The sequence below is a fragment of the Acidovorax sp. SRB_24 genome (assembly GCF_012931925.1).
On record NZ_MWOM01000003.1, the window covers coordinates 109,624 to 126,373 of the forward strand.

Annotated in this window: 12 protein-coding genes; 9 read left to right on the plus strand and 3 right to left on the minus strand. The window is 62.2% G+C overall.

Annotated features, from left to right (window positions below; translation table 11 throughout):
• A partial coding sequence (locus B2J89_RS01835; protein ID WP_169167519.1) for a hydrolase 2, exosortase A system-associated occupies window positions 1-619 on the minus strand: 619 nt, incomplete at its 3' end.
• Window positions 616-876: a phosphopantetheine-binding protein gene (locus B2J89_RS01840; RefSeq protein WP_169167520.1), complete on the minus strand. Its 261-nt coding sequence runs from the start codon at window positions 874-876 to the stop codon at window positions 616-618. The genes B2J89_RS01840 and B2J89_RS01835, both read right to left, overlap by 4 nt.
• A gap of 132 nt (window positions 877-1,008) precedes the next feature.
• On the opposite strand from B2J89_RS01840, the gene B2J89_RS01845 reads away from it, so the two are divergent.
• From B2J89_RS01845 to gph, 9 genes are all read left to right on the plus strand, one after another.
• A complete protein-coding gene (locus B2J89_RS01845; protein ID WP_169167521.1) occupies window positions 1,009-2,670 on the plus strand; it encodes an acyl-CoA ligase (AMP-forming), exosortase A system-associated in 1,662 nt (553 codons plus the stop codon).
• Window positions 2,642-3,847, plus strand: a complete 1,206-nt coding sequence (locus B2J89_RS01850; protein ID WP_169167522.1) for a pyridoxal-dependent decarboxylase, exosortase A system-associated — start codon at window positions 2,642-2,644, stop codon at window positions 3,845-3,847. Before B2J89_RS01845 ends, B2J89_RS01850 begins: the two co-directional genes overlap by 29 nt.
• A 131-nt stretch (window positions 3,848-3,978) precedes the next feature.
• Window positions 3,979-5,778, plus strand: a complete 1,800-nt coding sequence (locus B2J89_RS01855) for a hypothetical protein (protein ID WP_240964689.1) — start codon at window positions 3,979-3,981, stop codon at window positions 5,776-5,778.
• A 172-nt stretch (window positions 5,779-5,950) separates the two neighbouring features.
• A complete protein-coding gene (locus B2J89_RS01860; protein WP_169167523.1) occupies window positions 5,951-7,339 on the plus strand; it encodes a TIGR03013 family XrtA/PEP-CTERM system glycosyltransferase in 1,389 nt (462 codons plus the stop codon).
• Between the two features lie 22 nt (window positions 7,340-7,361).
• Entirely contained in the window at window positions 7,362-9,443 is a 2,082-nt protein-coding gene (prsK, locus tag B2J89_RS01865) for an XrtA/PEP-CTERM system histidine kinase PrsK (RefSeq protein WP_169167524.1), read from the plus strand.
• An 8-nt stretch (window positions 9,444-9,451) separates the two neighbouring features.
• Complete coding sequence (prsR, locus tag B2J89_RS01870) at window positions 9,452-10,813, plus strand: PEP-CTERM-box response regulator transcription factor (RefSeq protein WP_169167525.1); 1,362 nt, start codon at window positions 9,452-9,454, stop codon at window positions 10,811-10,813.
• Between the two features lie 22 nt (window positions 10,814-10,835).
• Entirely contained in the window at window positions 10,836-13,613 is a 2,778-nt protein-coding gene (gene prsT, locus B2J89_RS01875) for an XrtA/PEP-CTERM system TPR-repeat protein PrsT (RefSeq protein ID WP_169167526.1), read from the plus strand.
• Between the two features lie 7 nt (window positions 13,614-13,620).
• On the plus strand, window positions 13,621-15,279 hold the full coding sequence (locus tag B2J89_RS23160) for a nucleotidyltransferase family protein (protein WP_169167527.1): 1,659 nt from the start codon (window positions 13,621-13,623) through the stop codon (window positions 15,277-15,279).
• 78 nt (window positions 15,280-15,357) lie between these two features.
• Window positions 15,358-16,083, plus strand: a complete 726-nt coding sequence (gene gph, locus B2J89_RS01885) for a phosphoglycolate phosphatase (RefSeq protein WP_169167528.1) — start codon at window positions 15,358-15,360, stop codon at window positions 16,081-16,083.
• Window positions 16,084-16,167: 84 nt separating this feature from the next.
• Here gph and B2J89_RS01890 read toward each other — a convergent pair whose 3' ends face one another.
• A complete protein-coding gene (locus B2J89_RS01890; RefSeq protein WP_240964693.1) occupies window positions 16,168-16,695 on the minus strand; it encodes a chalcone isomerase family protein in 528 nt (175 codons plus the stop codon).
• Between the last annotated feature and the right edge of the window lie 55 nt (window positions 16,696-16,750).

Below are 16,750 nucleotides of genomic sequence, written 5' to 3' on the forward strand. Positions count from 1 at the left end.
GCGAGGGAGGCTGGAGCCGCGCCGCGGCCAAGCCCCGCGCCAAAGCGGGGGTGAGGGTGTAGCCGGCAATGTCCACCGGCTGGCCGTTGTCCAGCATATTCGCTGGCGTCTGCCCGCTCGCATTGCCAGCGCCCAACCACTGGCTTGCCGTGTGCAGGCGCAGAAACTGCTGCAGCATTTGCTGCCCGCTGGGGGGGGGCTGCCAGAGCAAGAGACTGCACCGCTCGGCCAGGGCATTCGCCAGCGCCGTCGCAAGCAGGGCGCCTGTGCGCAGGCCCCAGAACCACAGCGGGCCGCTGGCATGTTCCCGCAGCCAGCAGTGCGCATGGCGTGCGTCCTGCAGCCAGGCTTCCCAGGTGGCGTCGGCAAACTCCCCTTCGCTGTCGCCGCAGCCCAGCAGGTCGATCTGCAACACACCATAGCCGGCTTGCGCGAGCGAGCGCGCCTGCTGTGCAACCATGCGCCGCGTGCAGTTGAGCTCTTCGGCAAATGGGTGCAAGTAAAGGATGCTGCCCCGCGGTGCCTCTCCTTGCGGGGGGTGGAACAAGCAAAAGCGTTGCCCGGAGCCGGTTGGCAGAAAAAAAGCCTCCGGCAAAGCGACACGGCAAGAGGAGCTCATGGGCCTTGTCTTGCCAGCGCCTGCTCCGTGAGGCCCATCAGACTGCCCACGGTGGCGAATGCCGAAGCGTCGAGGTCCTCGTCGCAGAAGGTGATGCCGAAGTGGCTTTCGATGCCGGTGATGAGGGCCAGCACGGCCATGGAGTCAAGTTCAGGCAAAGCGCCGAGCAGGGCGGTGTCGCGCTCAAACCCCATGGCCCGACCCTGAAGTCCGAGTGCGTCGTCGAGGATGCGAAGGATGGGTTCGTTCAGATGCATGGCACGGTGTCGGTCAAAGACAAGGCTGCAAACTGGATCCGGCTAGTGGGCAGAGTTTGCAGGCGCGGTCTGATTCTAGAGACTGTTGTGCAAAACACAGCAGGCGGCCATCCGGCATGCCAATGACTTAACATGGTTCTCATGCCTAAAGCGCCAGAATTCAGCACGGGAATGCCCCCTGTGCTGCTGCACGAACTGCCGGCCCGCGCTGCGGTCTGCTGGCCTGAACGGACGGCCTTGACGGTGGGCGGCGAACATGTTTCATACGCCCTGGCGCAGTCGCACATTGCGCGCTGCACGGCCTATTTGCTGGCCCTGGGTCTGGCGCGCGGAGCACGCGTCGCCGTGTTTCTGGAAAAGCGAGTCGAAACCGTCGTGGCCAGCTTTGCCGCGCCTGCTGCAGGCGGTGTGCTGGTGCCTGTGAACCCTCTGCTCAAAGCGGCACAGGTGGCACATATTCTGCAAGATGCCCAGGCCCAGGTGCTGGTGACGTCTGCAGCACGGCTCGCGGCGTTGGCCCCGGTGCTCGCCGCTTGCGTGGCTCTTCGACACGTGGTGGTCTGCGACACGGCTTTGCCGACCGCTGAACAAGACTTGCCAGCCGGCCTGGGTGTGCATGCATGGTCTGATGCGCCAACCCACCTGTTCGCCGACCCGCCCGCCGTGCTCGAAACAGATGTGGCCGTGATTTTTTATACGTCGGGCAGCACCGGCCGACCCAAGGGCGTAGTGCTGTCGCACCGCAATCTGGTGGCCGGAGCCACGAGTGTGGCGGGCTACCTGCACAACCGCGCCGAAGACACCTTGCTGGCTGCGTTGCCGCTGTCGTTTGATGCAGGGTTCAGCCAGCTCACCACGGCGTTTTTGGTGGGCGCGCGCGTGGTGTTGCTCAATTATTTGTTGCCACGCGATGTGCTGCTTGCCATGGTGGGAGAAAAGGTCACTGGGCTGACGGCCGTGCCGCCGCTGTACATGCAACTGGCCGCACTGGACTGGCCTGCCGGTGCCGCGCAACACCTGCGCTATTGGGCCAACACCGGCGGACGCATGCCCAATGCCACGCTGCAGCGCCTGCGCGCGCTGGCGCCCGCGGCTTTGCCTTATCTGATGTATGGATTGACCGAGGCATTTCGTTCCACCTATCTGCCCCCCGATGAAGTGGACCGCCGGCCCGATTCCATCGGTCGAGCGATACCGAATGCCGAGGTGCGCGTGCTGCGCGAAGATGGCAGCGAGTGTGCCGTGGATGAGCCTGGTGAACTGGTGCACAGGGGGCCATTGGTGGCCTTGGGCTACTGGAACCGACCCGAGGAAACCGCGCAGCGCTTTAAGCCCTGGCCGCCAGCACTTCTGCCTGCGGAAAGCGACGGCTTGGCGCCCGAGCGCGCGGTGTATTCGGGCGACACCGTCCGGCGCGATGCCGACGGATTTTTGTATTTTGTGGGCCGGCGCGACGAAATGATCAAGACCTCGGGCTACCGGGTCAGTCCGACCGAAGTGGAAGAGGTGCTGTACACCAGCGGCTTGGTGGCCGAGGCACTGGTGTATGCGGTGCCGGATGACGCACTCGGCAGCGCCATCTGCGCGGCCCTGTGGGCCTTTCCGACGGCCAGCGGTGATGCTGACAAAGACACGGCGGCTGTGTTGGCGCATTGCCGCGAACACATGCCAGCGTTCATGTGGCCCAAGGCATTGCTCTGGGTCGACCAACCGCTTCCACGCAGCCCCAATGGCAAGCTGGACCGCCAACGCTGGAGGCTGGAGCATGGATCGATTCGACACGTCCCTCGATGAGCTGCGGGTGGGAGGCCTGCCACTGTCCCTGCTGGCCGAACGGGTCGGCCAGACACCGTTCTACGCTTACGACCGGTCTCTGATTGCTGCGCGCGCAGCAGCCGTGCGCCGATTGCTGCCGCAAGGGGTGGGCCTGCACTACGCGATCAAAGCCAATCCGATGCCCGCACTGGTGGGGTTTATGCGCTCCCTGGTGGATGGCATGGATGTGGCCTCGTCTGGCGAACTGAAGCTCGCGCTGGACGCGGGTGCGGATGCACGGACCATCGGTTTTGCGGGGCCGGGCAAGCGCAATGGTGAATTGCGGCAAGCCGTGGCTTCGGGCGTGCTGCTGCATGTCGAGTCGGTGCGTGAACTGCAAGTCCTGGCCGACACTGCGCAGGCCCTGGGGCGGCCGGCGCGTGTGGCGCTGCGCGTCAATCCCGATTTCGAATTGCGCGGCGCAGGCATGCGCATGGGTGGCGGGGCCAAGCCCTTCGGCATGGATGCTGAACAGGTACCCGCCGTACTGCGCGGCCTGGTCAACGAGGGCTTGGTATTCGAGGGCTTCCATCTTTACGCAGGGTCGCAAAGCCTGCGGGGCAGCGCGGTGGCCGAGAGCCTGCACCGCTCGCTCGATCTCGTGCTGCGTTTGGCTGACGAGGTACCGGCGCCTGTGCGCCATGTCAACCTGGGCGGTGGCTGGGGCATCCCCTATTTCTCGGGTGAAGCTGCGCTAGACCTGGATCCTGTGGTCGAAGCGCTCGCACAGGTGCAGGGCGCTTTACAGCGCACGCTGCCCGCCGCGCAATTGGTGCTGGAGCTCGGCCGGTATCTGGTGGGCGAGGCGGGTATCTATGTGGCCCGTGTGATCGACCGCAAAGTCTCGCGCGGCCAAGTGTTCCTGGTCACAGACGGAGGGATGCACCAGCATCTGGCCGCGTCGGGCAATTTCGGCCAAGTGGTACGGCGCAACTATCCCGTGGTGATAGGCACGCGACTGCAGGCAAAAGAACGCGAAATCGCGAGCGTTGTAGGGCCTTTGTGCACCCCCCTGGATGTGCTGGCCGATCACGTGGACTTGGCGGTGGCGCAGCCGGGTGATCTGGTGGTTGTTTTCCAGTCCGGGGCCTACGGCGCGACGGCGAGCCCGCAGGCATTTCTGGGGCACCCACCTTGTCCCGAAGTATTGGTATAGACGGTCTCGCGGCCACCGCAATACGGACGGGGTTGCCCGTCTTGGGAGGCTTGTCGTTCACGGCAGCGGCCTTCGCAGCCGCTGTGCACCACCCGGTGGCGCCCGGAGGCGCCGTATTGGCACTGGGTTGCATGGCACTTTGGATTGCGCGGCGCCCCGGAGACATATGGTTTTTGCTGCCCGCTGTGTTGCCCGTGGCCAGCTTCACCCCCTGGACGGGCTGGTGGTTGGCAGACGAGTCTGACCTGCTGGTGCTTGCCACGCTGGGCGCTGCGTACCTGCGCTGGGGGTGGGATGTCTGGAGCCAGCCTGCGGCGGCATCCAGACAACTGCCGTATGGCGTGTGTTGGGTATATCTGGTCCTGCCCCCGTTGCTGGTGTTGGGTGTATGGCGCGGCCTGGACGATGCGCGCGGTGCAGAACCTTGGGCGGCACTGCTGTCCGATCTTTGGGCGCAAGGTTTTTATGGGGACTATGACCTGCCAGGCAACACGCTGCGCGTTGCCAAAAGCCTGGCATGGGGTCTATTGCTGATGCCTGCGCTTTACCGCTGGGGGCAAGGTGCTGCGCTGCGGCTGGCGCGGGGCATGGTCGCTGGACTGGTTGTGGTTTGCACAGCCGTCTTGTGGGAGCGGTGCGTTTATGCCGACGGCCTTGATTTCAACGAGCCCTATCGCACCAGCGCATGGTTTTGGGAAATGCATGTCGGTGGTGGCGCTATCGACGCCTATCTGGCGCTGGCATTGCCGTTCGCATGGTGGGCCGCATGGGTGGCGCGGCGGGGTTGGCGTTGGGTCGCCGCGGCAGCGTTGTTGGTTGTGGCTATCTATGCTGTCCTGACGACCTATTCTCGTGGGGTCTATCTATCTGTGTCGCTGGCGCTGGCTGCGCTGGCGGTGCTGTTGCACAGATACCGCATAGTCTCTCCCGATCGTTCAGTGTGGCACTGGCGGGCCATTGTCTGCTTGGTTGCAATCTTGGTAGTCGAAACGCTGACGGTGCTGCTGGGCGGCTCTTTCATGTCGGATCGTCTTGCGCGCTCCGGTGCGGACCTGTCCCAGCGTATGGCGCACTGGCAGCGCGGCGTTGCATTGCTGCGTACGCCAACGCAGTGGCTCCTGGGCTTGGGAGTGGGAAGACTGCCCGCGCACTACAGCACCCAAACTTTTGCCGGTGCTCTGGCTGGGCAAGTGCGATGGAAGCACAGCGCTGACGGTAGCACCCAGGCGTGGCTTGCGGGTCCGGCCGGGCCAGATATGCGAGGTGAAGTTGCGCTTGTCCAGCGGGTACCTCTGGTATCTGGAGGGGCTTACAAGGTCCGCCTTGGCGTTGAGGTCTCAGGCTCTGCACGGATGGCGCTGCGCTTGTGCGAGCGGCATCTGCTGTACGCCTTTAAATGCCAAACGCGTTTGGTGCATGTGCCCCTAAGTCGGGAAGCGCGAATAACTGGACTAGAGCTTGCTTTACAAGGGCCTGACCTTGCACCACCCCGTGTGCTTTCCGGAGTGCGTTATGGGGTACTTTCTGTCACCGTACTTGGTTCAGACGAGTCTGTAGGGTTGCATGCAATAGAGCTGCTGGATCCCTATGGCCAGCAGGTAATTAAAAATCCGTCTTTCTTATTAGGCGAACGCTATTGGAACATCATTGCCGATGGAAATTTTTTGCCATGGCATATGGACAATCTTTTTCTCGAATTGCTGATAGAACGTGGCTTGGTTGGCTTGGGGTTTTTTATGGTTCTTGCCTCGGGAGCTTTGGCAATGACGGTTCGTGGCATGCGGCGTTACAGCCCGCTAGCACCCGTCATAGGGGTGGCGATGTCGGCAGTGTTCGTGCTGGGAAGCGTTGTAAGTTTTATTGAAATCCCACGTGTATCCATTATGCTCTGGTTGTTGCTTGCGGTGTCTCCGCTGGTCATCGATGACTGACACGTTGTCTGGTGGATACACGTTCCGCGTGCACCGGGTTTTCGCGCTAAAAGCGGTATTCTGTGGGTCTTTCAATGCTCGGGAAAAACGGATGCGTCTGTGAAACAGCCGATGGCGTTTGATTTTTGAGATGTTTTTTTGCTCCCGAGTGAAAATAATAGCAGGAAGCGAAATGATCAAGATATTCAGCCATTATTTTCATCGGCGCACCATGTGGCAAATCATGGTGTACTCAGCGTTGATTGTTGGCGCCTTGAGTATTTCACTGGCGTTGCAGGCGGGTATGTTTAATGCCGTTGCCATTTCTGCAAGTTTGGGTCGGGGCGGCTTGATGGCAGCCGGAATTTTGACCGTCAATTTCGCACTCGGACTTTACGAGCGCCCTAACAAACTAACGCTCGGTCAGGTGCGTGCGCGCGCAGTGCTATCCTTTTTGTGTTTTTTGGCCATTACGGCTGGAATATTGTTGATTCTGCCATTGCAACCCCCTTACCATAATACACACGCTTGGGGTGCCTTGTTGCTGATAGCCAGCGGCATGCTAGTAGTTCGATTCTTCGGTGGAGACATACTTCCCACAGCCTACAGCGTTCAGCGCGTATTGATTTTCGGCACTGGAAATCGGGCGCGTATCGTGGGCCAGTCGCTCCAAAGGAATGACCCTGGTGTCGAATTGGTTGGATACTTTTTAGGCTCCCAAGAGAAAGAATCTGATGTGGCCGTGAGAAGTATTTTTTCTCGCGAATCTAGCCTTACGGAGGTAGTGAAAAAAAATCGCGTAGATGAGATTGTGGTGGCGTTGAATGAGCGCCGCGGTGGCAGCATGCCGTTGAGTGAGCTGCTAGATTGCAAGCTGAACGGTATACAAGTCATAGATATTGCCACCCACTTCGAGCGATTTTTGGGGCAAATCCATCTTGAAGCCGTATCTGCCGGTTGGTTAATTTTTGGGGATGGTTTCAGGCAAGGGTTCGTGCGATCCATCATCAAATGGGCGTTTGACGTGATTGGCGCGGCTGTTTTGTTGTTGTTGGCCGCCCCTGTGATGGTTGTGGCAGCCTTCCTGATTTTTATCGAAGGCGGAGGACCTATATTTTACCGCCAAGAACGCATTGGCCTCCATGGCCGCATCTTCAATGTGATCAAGTTTCGTAGCATGCGCCAAGACGCAGAAAAAGACGGTATGCCCAGATGGGCGAGCGTCGCAGATGCGCGCGTTACCCGTGTTGGCAAACTGATGCGCAAGATGCGTATTGATGAACTTCCCCAGCTGTTTTGCGTACTCAAGGGCGACATGAGCCTTGTAGGGCCCAGGCCGGAGCGGCCGTATTTCGTGGACCAGCTCACGCGTGAGATTCCCTATTACGCCATTCGCCACAGTATCAAACCTGGACTCACTGGTTGGGCCCAAGTGCGCTATCACTATGGAGCCTCGGTCGAAGATACCACGCAAAAACTGCAATATGATCTTTATTACGTTAAAAACCATTCGTGGTTTCTTGATGTGGTCATTCTGTTCGAAACGGTGGGCGTGGTACTGACGGGAAAAGGCGCACAGTAAAGCGGATTTTTGCACCAAGATCATGAATCAGAGCGAGCCCTCGTTGATTTACTGGAGCTTGGGGCTTTCGGGTATTGCGTATGCTATTTTGGTGCTGCGCTTGATTCGCCAGGGTGCCATGCGCAAGCCTGTCAATCGCATAGCTGCAACCATGCTGGCGGCCGCACTGGTCACGGTGCTTTGGAGCGGATTCAGTTTGCTGGCTCTGGCTGTCAACCCCGGATGGTGGTTGGCTGCGCAAGTGGCCGATATGCTGCGCTACCTGTGCTGGGGCATATTCTTGGCCCTGTTTTTCGCGCCGGGTGCAAGTTGGGTGCACAGCGCTGCTGGCCGCTGGTGGCCAGGCTGGATGCTGGCAGCTCTGCTCGGCGTTCCCCTGCTGATTGAGACCGTGCATGCGCTGGTTGGGCCCTTGGGAAACACATTTTTAATGGTGTTGCTGGCACTCGGCGCTCTTGTAATGGTCGAGCAGTTGTTTCGCAATCTTCCCGAAGACTCGGTCTGGAGCGCAAAGCCTGTATGCCTCGGCTTGGCCGGAACCTTTGTGTTCGACCTCTACCTGTTTTCCCAAGGAGTACTTTTCCGCGGTATAGATCTCGACGCTTTGAGCGTGCGGCCCTTCGTGCACGCCCTAATGGTGCCCCTGCTACTGCTGGCCACCACGCGGCACCGCAACTGGATTTCCAAAATACGTGTCTCGCGCAAAGTCGTTTTTCACTCGGCAACGTTGGCATTGGTTGGGCTGTATCTGCTTTTCATTGCAGGTGTAGGTTATTACGTGCGTTTTTTTGGCGGCGACTGGGGTGGTGCCTTGCAAGTCGGCCTCGTCTTTGTGGCCTTGGTACTGGCAAGCGCTCTGGCACTGTCTGGTTCCTTGCGTGCCCGGTTGCGGGTGTTGCTGGGAAAACACTTCTTTCGCTACCGTTTTGATTACCGTGAAGAGTGGTTGAAATTCACAGCAACCCTTTCGAGCCAGGCCCGTCCGCAAGAAGCGGGCCGCCATGTGGTCAAAGGTCTTGCAGATATGCTCGAGAGCCCTGCAGGTGCCTTGTGGTTGTTGCGTCCGGAAGAAGATCAATATCGGCAGGTGAACGTGTGGAACATGGCTCCGACCAAACACACCGAAGACCAGCATGCCGAGCTCGCAACTTTCATGCAATCCACCGGTTGGGTGGTCAATCTGGAGGAGTTTCGCGCCGCGCCCTGGCGATACCGGGACCTGCGCCTGCCAAAGTGGTTGTCCGAATATCCACAAGCCTGGCTGGTCGTGCCGCTCTGGCAATCCACGAGCCTGCTGGGTTTTGTCGTGCTGGCCAGTCCACGCACGCCGGTGGACGTCAATTGGGAAGTCAATGACTTGCTCAAGACTGCCGGGCGACAGGCAGCGAGCTTGCTGGCGCAAATACAGGCTACCGAGGCACTGCTGGAAGCGCGCAAGTTTGAAGCTTTCAACCGCATGTCGGCCTTTGTGGTCCACGATCTAAAAAACATCATCGCCCAGCTGTCTCTCATGCTCAAAAATGCCAAGCGCCTGCAAGATAACCCAGAGTTCCAAGCCGATATGCTGATGACGGTTGAAAACTCGCTGGAGCGCATGCGCCAATTGATGCTTCAGTTGCGTGGAAGCGGTACATCCGGTGCTTCATCCGTGGGCGTTAACCTGGGAAAGATTGCTGAGCGGCTGGCGGCCAGTGCTTTGGGCCGAGGGCGCCAAGTCACGCTGGAGTTAGCGCCCCGCGTGTTTACCCGTGGACAGGCTGAGCGCGTGGAGCGCATCATTGGGCATCTGGTGCACAACGCGTTGGATGCCACCGATGTCGATGACCGGGTCTGGATAAAAGTCGATCGCTTTGCCAGCCATGCGCGGGTTGAAGTGGGTGACAGTGGCCAGGGCATGACCGAAGAATTTGTGCAAACGCGGTTGTTCAAGCCGTTCCAGACCACCAAGGAGTCTGGCATGGGAATTGGCACTTATGAGAGCTTTCAGTATGTGCAGGAGCTCGGTGGCAAGGTTGCCGTGGACAGCCAAGTTGGCAAGGGGACAGTGGTGAGCCTCCTGCTCCCCTCGATTGAAGTCTTTGGTGATTCCGATACCCCAGCTTAGGAGCAGGCATGGATGTGGAAAAGCTGCAGCCGCTGTTGATCGTGGAAGATGACGTGGCGCTGCAAAAGCAGATCAAATGGTCCCTGGATCGCTTTGAAGCCGTCACGGCCCACGACCGCGAGAGCGCCATGGCGCAGCTGCGCCGGCACGCGCCTGCCGTGGTAACCATGGACCTGGGCTTGCCACCCGATGCAGACTCGGTATCAGAGGGCTTCAAACTGCTCGCACAGATCCTGGCTGCAGACCCTGACGTCAAGGTCATCGTGCTGACCGGACAAAACGACCAGTCCAATGCGCTCAAGGCTGTTGCCATGGGCGCATACGATTTTTTGACCAAGCCCTTTGAGCCTGAAGTGCTCAACCTGAATGTCGAGCGTGCGTTCAGACTGCACTCGCTGCAGGCCGAGAACAGGAGGCTGCAGGCCATGCAGATGCCCGATGCAATCTCGGGCCTGCTCACGCGCGACCCGCAGATGCTTCGCATATGTCGCACCATCGAAAAGGTTGCCAACACCAATGCTTCCGTCATGCTGCTGGGCGAAAGCGGGACAGGCAAGGAGGTTCTGGCACGCAGCCTGCACCAGCAGTCCCTGCGCAAGACCGGAAAATTTGTGGCCATCAATTGCGCCGCCATTCCTGAAAATCTTTTGGAGAGCGAGCTTTTTGGCTACGAAAAAGGGGCTTTCACAGGGGCGGCGAAAACCACGACCGGCAAGATCGAGACAGCGCACGGCGGCACCCTCATGCTCGATGAGATCGGGGACATGCCGATGCCTTTGCAAGCCAAGCTGCTGCGCTTCTTGCAGGAACGTGTCGTCGAGCGCGTAGGCGGGCGCCAAGAAATTGCGGTGGATGTGCGCGTTGTATGCGCAACCCACCAAAACCTTACGCAATGCGTCAAAGAAGGGCGTTTTCGCGAAGACCTTTATTACCGTCTGGCGGAGATCGTGGTCGAGATTCCCCCCTTGCGCGCACGCGTAGGAGACGCGGCGTTGCTCGCTCACTCCTTTGTGCGCCGCTTCGGCGAGGAGCACCGCCGCACCCTGACGCTCGCCGCTGACGCGCTGCGTGCGATCGAGGCACATCCCTGGCCCGGCAACATCCGCGAGCTCGAGAACTGCATCAAGCGCGCCACCATCATGGCCGATGGAAATCAGATCACCGCAGACGATGTCGGGCTCGCGGTCGCCGACGGTACTGAGGGAGACCGATCGCTGGACCTGCGTGTGACGCGCGAGGCCGCCGAGCAGCGGGCAGTGCTTGCGGCGCTCGCGCGGGCGGACGGCACAGTGGCCAAGGCGGCCGACCTGCTCGGCGTCAGCCGCCCGACGCTGTACGACCTGATGCACCGCCTGGGGCTCAAGCCTTGAAGATTTTCTCTGGAGAACGACGATGAAGGTTTCCGTTTCCCGTTCCCTCGCTCCTGTGGCCGCTCTGACAGTGGCGTTGCTGGTGTCTGCATGCGGTAGCGACAATCCGGATGCGCTCATGGCGTCAGCGCAGGATTACCTGAGCCGCAACGATGCACCAGCGGCCATCATCCAGCTCAAAAATGCATTGAAGGTGCGTCCGGACTCCGCAAAAGCGCGCCTCCTTTTGGGACAGGCTTTGCAGTCCAATGGCGATACGGCGGGCGCTGAAACCGAGTTGAGAAAAGCGCAGGAGCTGGGCGCAGCCCCTGACGAAGTTGTTCCGCAACTGGCCCAAGCCATGCTGCTCGGTCGGCAATATCGCAAGATCACGGCCGACTATGCAGATCTGCAGCTTGCCAGTGCCGAGGCCCAGGCCAGTCTCAAGACCATCGTGGCCATCGCCTGGCAGAGGCAGGGCCAGGAAGACAAATTCCGCGCCAGCCTCGACGAAGCGCTCAAAGCGAAGGTCGACCACCCGCCTGCGCTGATCGAGCTGGCACGCGCCAGTGCGCAGCACGGCGATATCGATGGTGCGTTGGCAGGCCTGGACAAGATCCCCCGCCAGTCTTCTGCCGCCGATGAGGCGCTGAAACTGCGCGGAGACGTGTTGTTGTACGGCAAACACGACATGGATGCGGCGCTGGTCGCGTACCGGGAAGCGCTCCAGGTCAACCCTTCGTACAAAGAGGGCCAGGCTGCCGTCGTGCAACTGCTGCTGCTCCAGGGCAAGACCGATGCTGCCGCCGAGGTCTTGCAGGGGTTGGCCAAGGCGGCGCCCGGCAAGCCGCAAACCGTGTATTTGCAGGCCATGTTGGCGTATGCCAAAAACGACCTCAAAGCGGCGCAGGAATACGCGCAAAAGCTGGTGAGTCTCACGCCCGACAATTTTCGCGCGCTCGAACTGGCCGGCATGACGGAACTGCGCCTGGGATCCAACGTCCAGGCTGAGGTGTTGCTGGCCAAAGCCTTGCAATTGGAGGCCGGGTTGCCCCTGGCTCGGCGCGGCCTGGTGACCGCATACGTGCGCCTGGGCCGGCTCGACAAAGCCATGGCCGCACTGCCTGCCGATGTAGAGCGCAATGACCGCGACCCCAGCATGCTGGCGCTGGCGGGGCAGGTATACATGCTCCATGGGGATGTCGACCGTGCACAGCGTTACTTTGCCCGGGCATCCAGTCTGGACCCCAAAGACCCGGCCAAGCGCACATCGCTGGCGGTCAGCCGGTTGGCATCTGGGCAGAGCAGTGCCGCGCTGGGTGAGTTGCAGAGCATCGCGGCTTCCGACGATGGCGTGGTGGCAGACATGGCTTTGATCAACGCACTGCTGCAGGAGCGCAAGGTCGACGAGGCGCTCAAAGCCATCGATGCACTGGAGAAAAAGCGCCCTGCGGATGTGTTGCCTGTATTCTTGCGCGGCCGCGCTTTGCTGCTCAAGCGCGATGCAGCCGGCGCACGCAAGGCCATGGAGCGTGCGCTCGAAATCGACCCCAATTATTTTCCTGCGGTGGGCGTGCTGGCGGTGCTCGACAACGCCGACAAGCGACCAGACGATGCGCGTGCGCGCCTGGAGGCAGCCATCAAGCGCCAGCCGGGCAACATTCAGGCCCATCTGGCGCTGGTGGAGTTGCGTGCAGCCAACGGCGCGGACAAGACGGAGCTGGCAAACCTTCTGCGCAAGGCGGTCGATGCCGCACCCAACAGCCCCATCCCCCGCCTGGTCCTGGCAGAGCATTATTTGCGCAACGGGCAACCGAAAGACGCACTGGCCGTGGCGCAGCAAGCGGTGGCCGCAGTACCTGACAACCTGCAATTGTTCGATGTCCTGGGGCGTGCGCAGTCGGCCAACGGAGAGCACAACCAGGCGCAGACCAGCTTCAATCGGATGGCAGCCCTGCAGCCGCAGTCTCCGCGGCCTTACCTGCGCATGGCCAGCGCCAACCTGGTCGCCGGAGATCGCGCTGCTGCCGGCCAAAACCTGCGCAAGGCACTGGAGATCGAACCCAATTTGCTGGAAGCCCAGCAAGGGCTGGTCCGTTTGGCGATGGCGGCGCAGAAGCCCGGCGATGCCTTGGCCATCAGCCGCACCGTGCAAAAGCAAAGGCCAAAGGAGTCAGTAGGCTATGTGCTCGAAGGCGAGATTCACGCAGCGAACAAGGCGTGGGACAAGGCCATCGACGCCTTCCGCACCGGGCTCAAACAGGTGGCCAGCCCGGATTTGGCGGTACGGCTGCACGATGTGCTGGTGTCGGGCGGAAAGAAGCCCGAAGCCGATCGGTGGGCCGCTGAATGGCTGCGCACCCAGCCCAAGGATGCGGCTTTCCCCTTCTACCTGGGGAGCCGGGCTCTCAATGACAACGAGTTGCCAGAAAGTCTGCGCCAGTTTGAGCGTGTCTTGGCGCTAGAGCCCGGCAACGCCGTCGCCCTGAACAACATGGCTTGGATTAAAGGCCAGTTGGGGCGTGACGGTGCATTGGCCGATGCCGAGCGCGCCAACTCCCTGGCACCCAACCAGCCTGCGCTCATGGACACCTGGGCCATGCTGCTGTCCGCAGCCAATCAGCATGACCGAGCGCTTGAGCTGCAAAAGAAGGTCGTGCAGTTGCAACCCCAGACGCTCACGTTCAAGCTCAATCTGGCAAAAATCGAAATTAAAGCGGGCAAAAAGGACGCCGCCCGCGCCTTGCTCGACGAACTCGGCGCCGCAGGAGCGCAGTTTCCAGAGCAGGCCGAAGTGGAACGTCTCAAGAAAGAGCTTTGAGGTCTCGGTGGGCGGAGCCTGGTCGATCCCCGCGCCGCGCCAGCCCCTGGCGTCGGCCCTGGCCCTGGCGACGCGCCAGCAACGCGAGCTGCGGTTCGAGGTGGCGCAGATCGAGCGCGCGCTGCAGCCCTCCGGCCTGCCCGTCGTGTTGCTCAAAGGCGGCGCCTATGCGCTGACGGGCATGCAGGCGCCGCTCGGGCGCATGGTGTCGGACGTGGACATTCTGGTGCCGCGTGAGCGCCTGGCCGACGTCGAGACCGCTCTCATGATGGCCGGCTGGGTGCACACCCACCATGGCGCCCACGACCAGCACGACTACCGCACCTGGATGCACGAGCTGCCGCCGCTGCCGCACATGCGCCGCGGCACGGTGCTCGATGTGCACCACGCCGTGGTGCCCGCCACCGCCAAGGCCCGTTTCAGCACGCAGCGCCTGCTGCAGGCGGCGCAGCCGCTGCCCGGTCAGCCGGGCGTGCGCGTGCTCGCCCCGCCCGACATGGTGTTGCACAGCGCGGCCCATCTGTTCCATGAATGCGACTTCGCGCACGGATTCCGCAGCGTGGTCGACTTTGATGCGTTGCTGCGCGAGTTCGCCGCCTTGCCCGGTTTCTGGCCGCAACTGCTCGAACGGGCCGCGGCGCTGGACCTGCAGTGGCCGCTGCACCAGGCGCTGCGCTGTGCGCAGGCCCTCATGGACACCCCCCGTGCCGGCCGGAGCCGAGGCCGCGCTGGCGGCCTCTGCCCACGCCACCACCGAAGACAGGTGGACGCCGCTGTCGCGCGGCCTGCTGTACCTGTACGGCCACCGCCTGCGCATGCCCTTGCACCTGCTGCGGCCCCACCTGCTGCGCAAGGCAGTGCGCCAACTGCTTCCCAAGGAGAAACCATGAACCACACACGCTGGTGGGTGCGTTGGGCACCCGTCTTTCTGTTCCTCGGGGCAGGGAGCGGCAGCGCGCTGGCGCAGTTGCCCGACACCGTCGAACGGGTCAAGCCCGCCGTGGTGCTGGTGGGCACGTACCTGGCGACCGACACGCCGCGGTTCCGCTATGTGGGCACCGGCTTCGTCGTGGGCGACGGCTTGCATGTCGTGACCAATGCCCACGTGACGGCGGCCCTCGGTGCGGTGGGCGCCGACGGGCCGGCCCTGGTCGTGCAGCTGCGCGCGGGCGCGGGCCTGTGGGCCATGCGCCAGGCGCGGGTGCTGGAGACCGTCCCCGAGCACGATCTGGCCCTGCTGCAGATCGATGGGCCCCCAGCGGCGGCACTCAAGGTGGGCGCATCGGAGCCGGTGCGCGAAGGCGACGACCTGGCATTCATGGGTTTTCCGATCGGCGGGTTGCTGGGGTTTTCGAGCGTCACCCACCGCGCCACCGTCTCGTCCATCACCACCATGGCCCTGCCCAGCCCGACCGGCCAGCAGCTCAGCGAGCGCGCCATCCGCAGCCTGCGCGCTGGGCCCTTGCAGGTGTTCCAGCTCGACGCCACGGCCTACCCCGGCAACAGCGGCGGCCCCTTGTTCGATCCGCGCAGCGGCGCGGTGCTCGGCGTGATCAACATGGTGCTGATCAAGACCACGCGCGAATCGGCCATGAGCCAGCCCTCGGGCATTTCGTACGCGATTCCGAGCCGCTATGTGCTCGATCTGATGGCGCGGCACCGGTAGCACTGCGTGGCCCGCGCCTGGCCGCCAGGCGGCGTCGCAGTAACATGCTGCGCATTGTCTTGAATCCCCTGCTGGCCCATGCTGAACTCTCTTGGATCGAACCACACCCCCCTGGACGCCGCCATCATCGACCTTGACGGCACGATGGTGGACACCCTGGGCGATTTTGCCGAGGCCCTCAACCGCATGCTGCGCGACCTGGCGCTGCCGGCCCTTGCCGCAGCGCGCATCGAGCCCATGGTCGGAAAGGGCTCCGAACACCTGCTGCGCTCGGTGCTCCAGCACGTGCTCGGGCAGGCCGGGCAAGCGCCCACAGCGGTCGAAGTCGAAGCGCTTTATCCGCGTGCCTGGGAGCGCTACCAGCACCACTACCTGGCCATCAATGGGCAATATGCGCGCCTCTACCCCGGCGTCGCCGAGGGCCTGCAGGCGCTCAAGGGTGCGGGCCTGCGACTGGCGTGCCTGACCAACAAGCCCATGGCCTTTGCGTTGCCGCTGCTGCGCGCCAAGGGCCTCGATGGGTTCTTTGAACATGTGTTCGGCGGCGATGCGTTCGAGCGCAAAAAACCCGATCCGCTGCCCCTGCTCAAGACCTGCGCGGCTCTGGGCACGGCGCCGGCGCGCACGCTGATGGTCGGCGACTCCAGCAACGATGCCCAGGCCGCGCGTGCCGCCGGCTGCCCGGTGGTGCTGACCACCTACGGCTACAACCACGGACAGCCGGTCACGGCGGTCGATGCCGACGGCTGGGTCGATTCCCTGATGCAGCTCGTACCGGCGTCTGTGGCCGAAGATATCCAGTGAAAAGTGGCTGAAACGCCGATGGGGTCAGCGCCGGCAGCTATCCATTCAGGATTCCACGCCGCGGTACCGGCGCGGCGCACTACCTCAGGCGGGCTTGCCCAGCAGGGCGTCTTTGAGCTTCCAGTCGGCCGGCTGCTGGCCCAGCCAGATGCCCATCAGCGCGTGGAAGAACTCGGGCTCCTTGAAAGGCTCGCCCTGGGGCTGGCCCTTGACGGTGAGAACGGTGCCGGTGCCGGGAACCCAGTCGATCATGAACTGGTCGCCGGCCTGCAGCTTCTTGTGCTCCGAGAAGATCTGGCTCATGCGCAGCACGCCCGGAATCAGCTTGGAGAACGAGGCCTTGTCCAGGTTGTCCTCCATGCCGCGCGAAAACAGCTTGCCCAGTTCGCGCGAGTCGATGTCGCGCAGCATGGTGACGGACAGGCGCTTGGCGCCCGCCAGGGTGGCCACCTCCTGCGGCGTGGAAGCCTTCTTTTCGAGGTACAGGCCGGCGGTGTAGACCTTGAACACGGCCTTGTAGCGCACGCCCGCGCCGTTGAGGACCAGCTTGCTGCCCTGCACCTCGGTGGGGTTGGGGTAGGCCACGTCGGCCACCGTCACCGGCTGCGCCAGTGCGGCGCACGCCAGCAGGGCGGCCCACGCCGCCGCCAGGTTGTTGTACCGAATC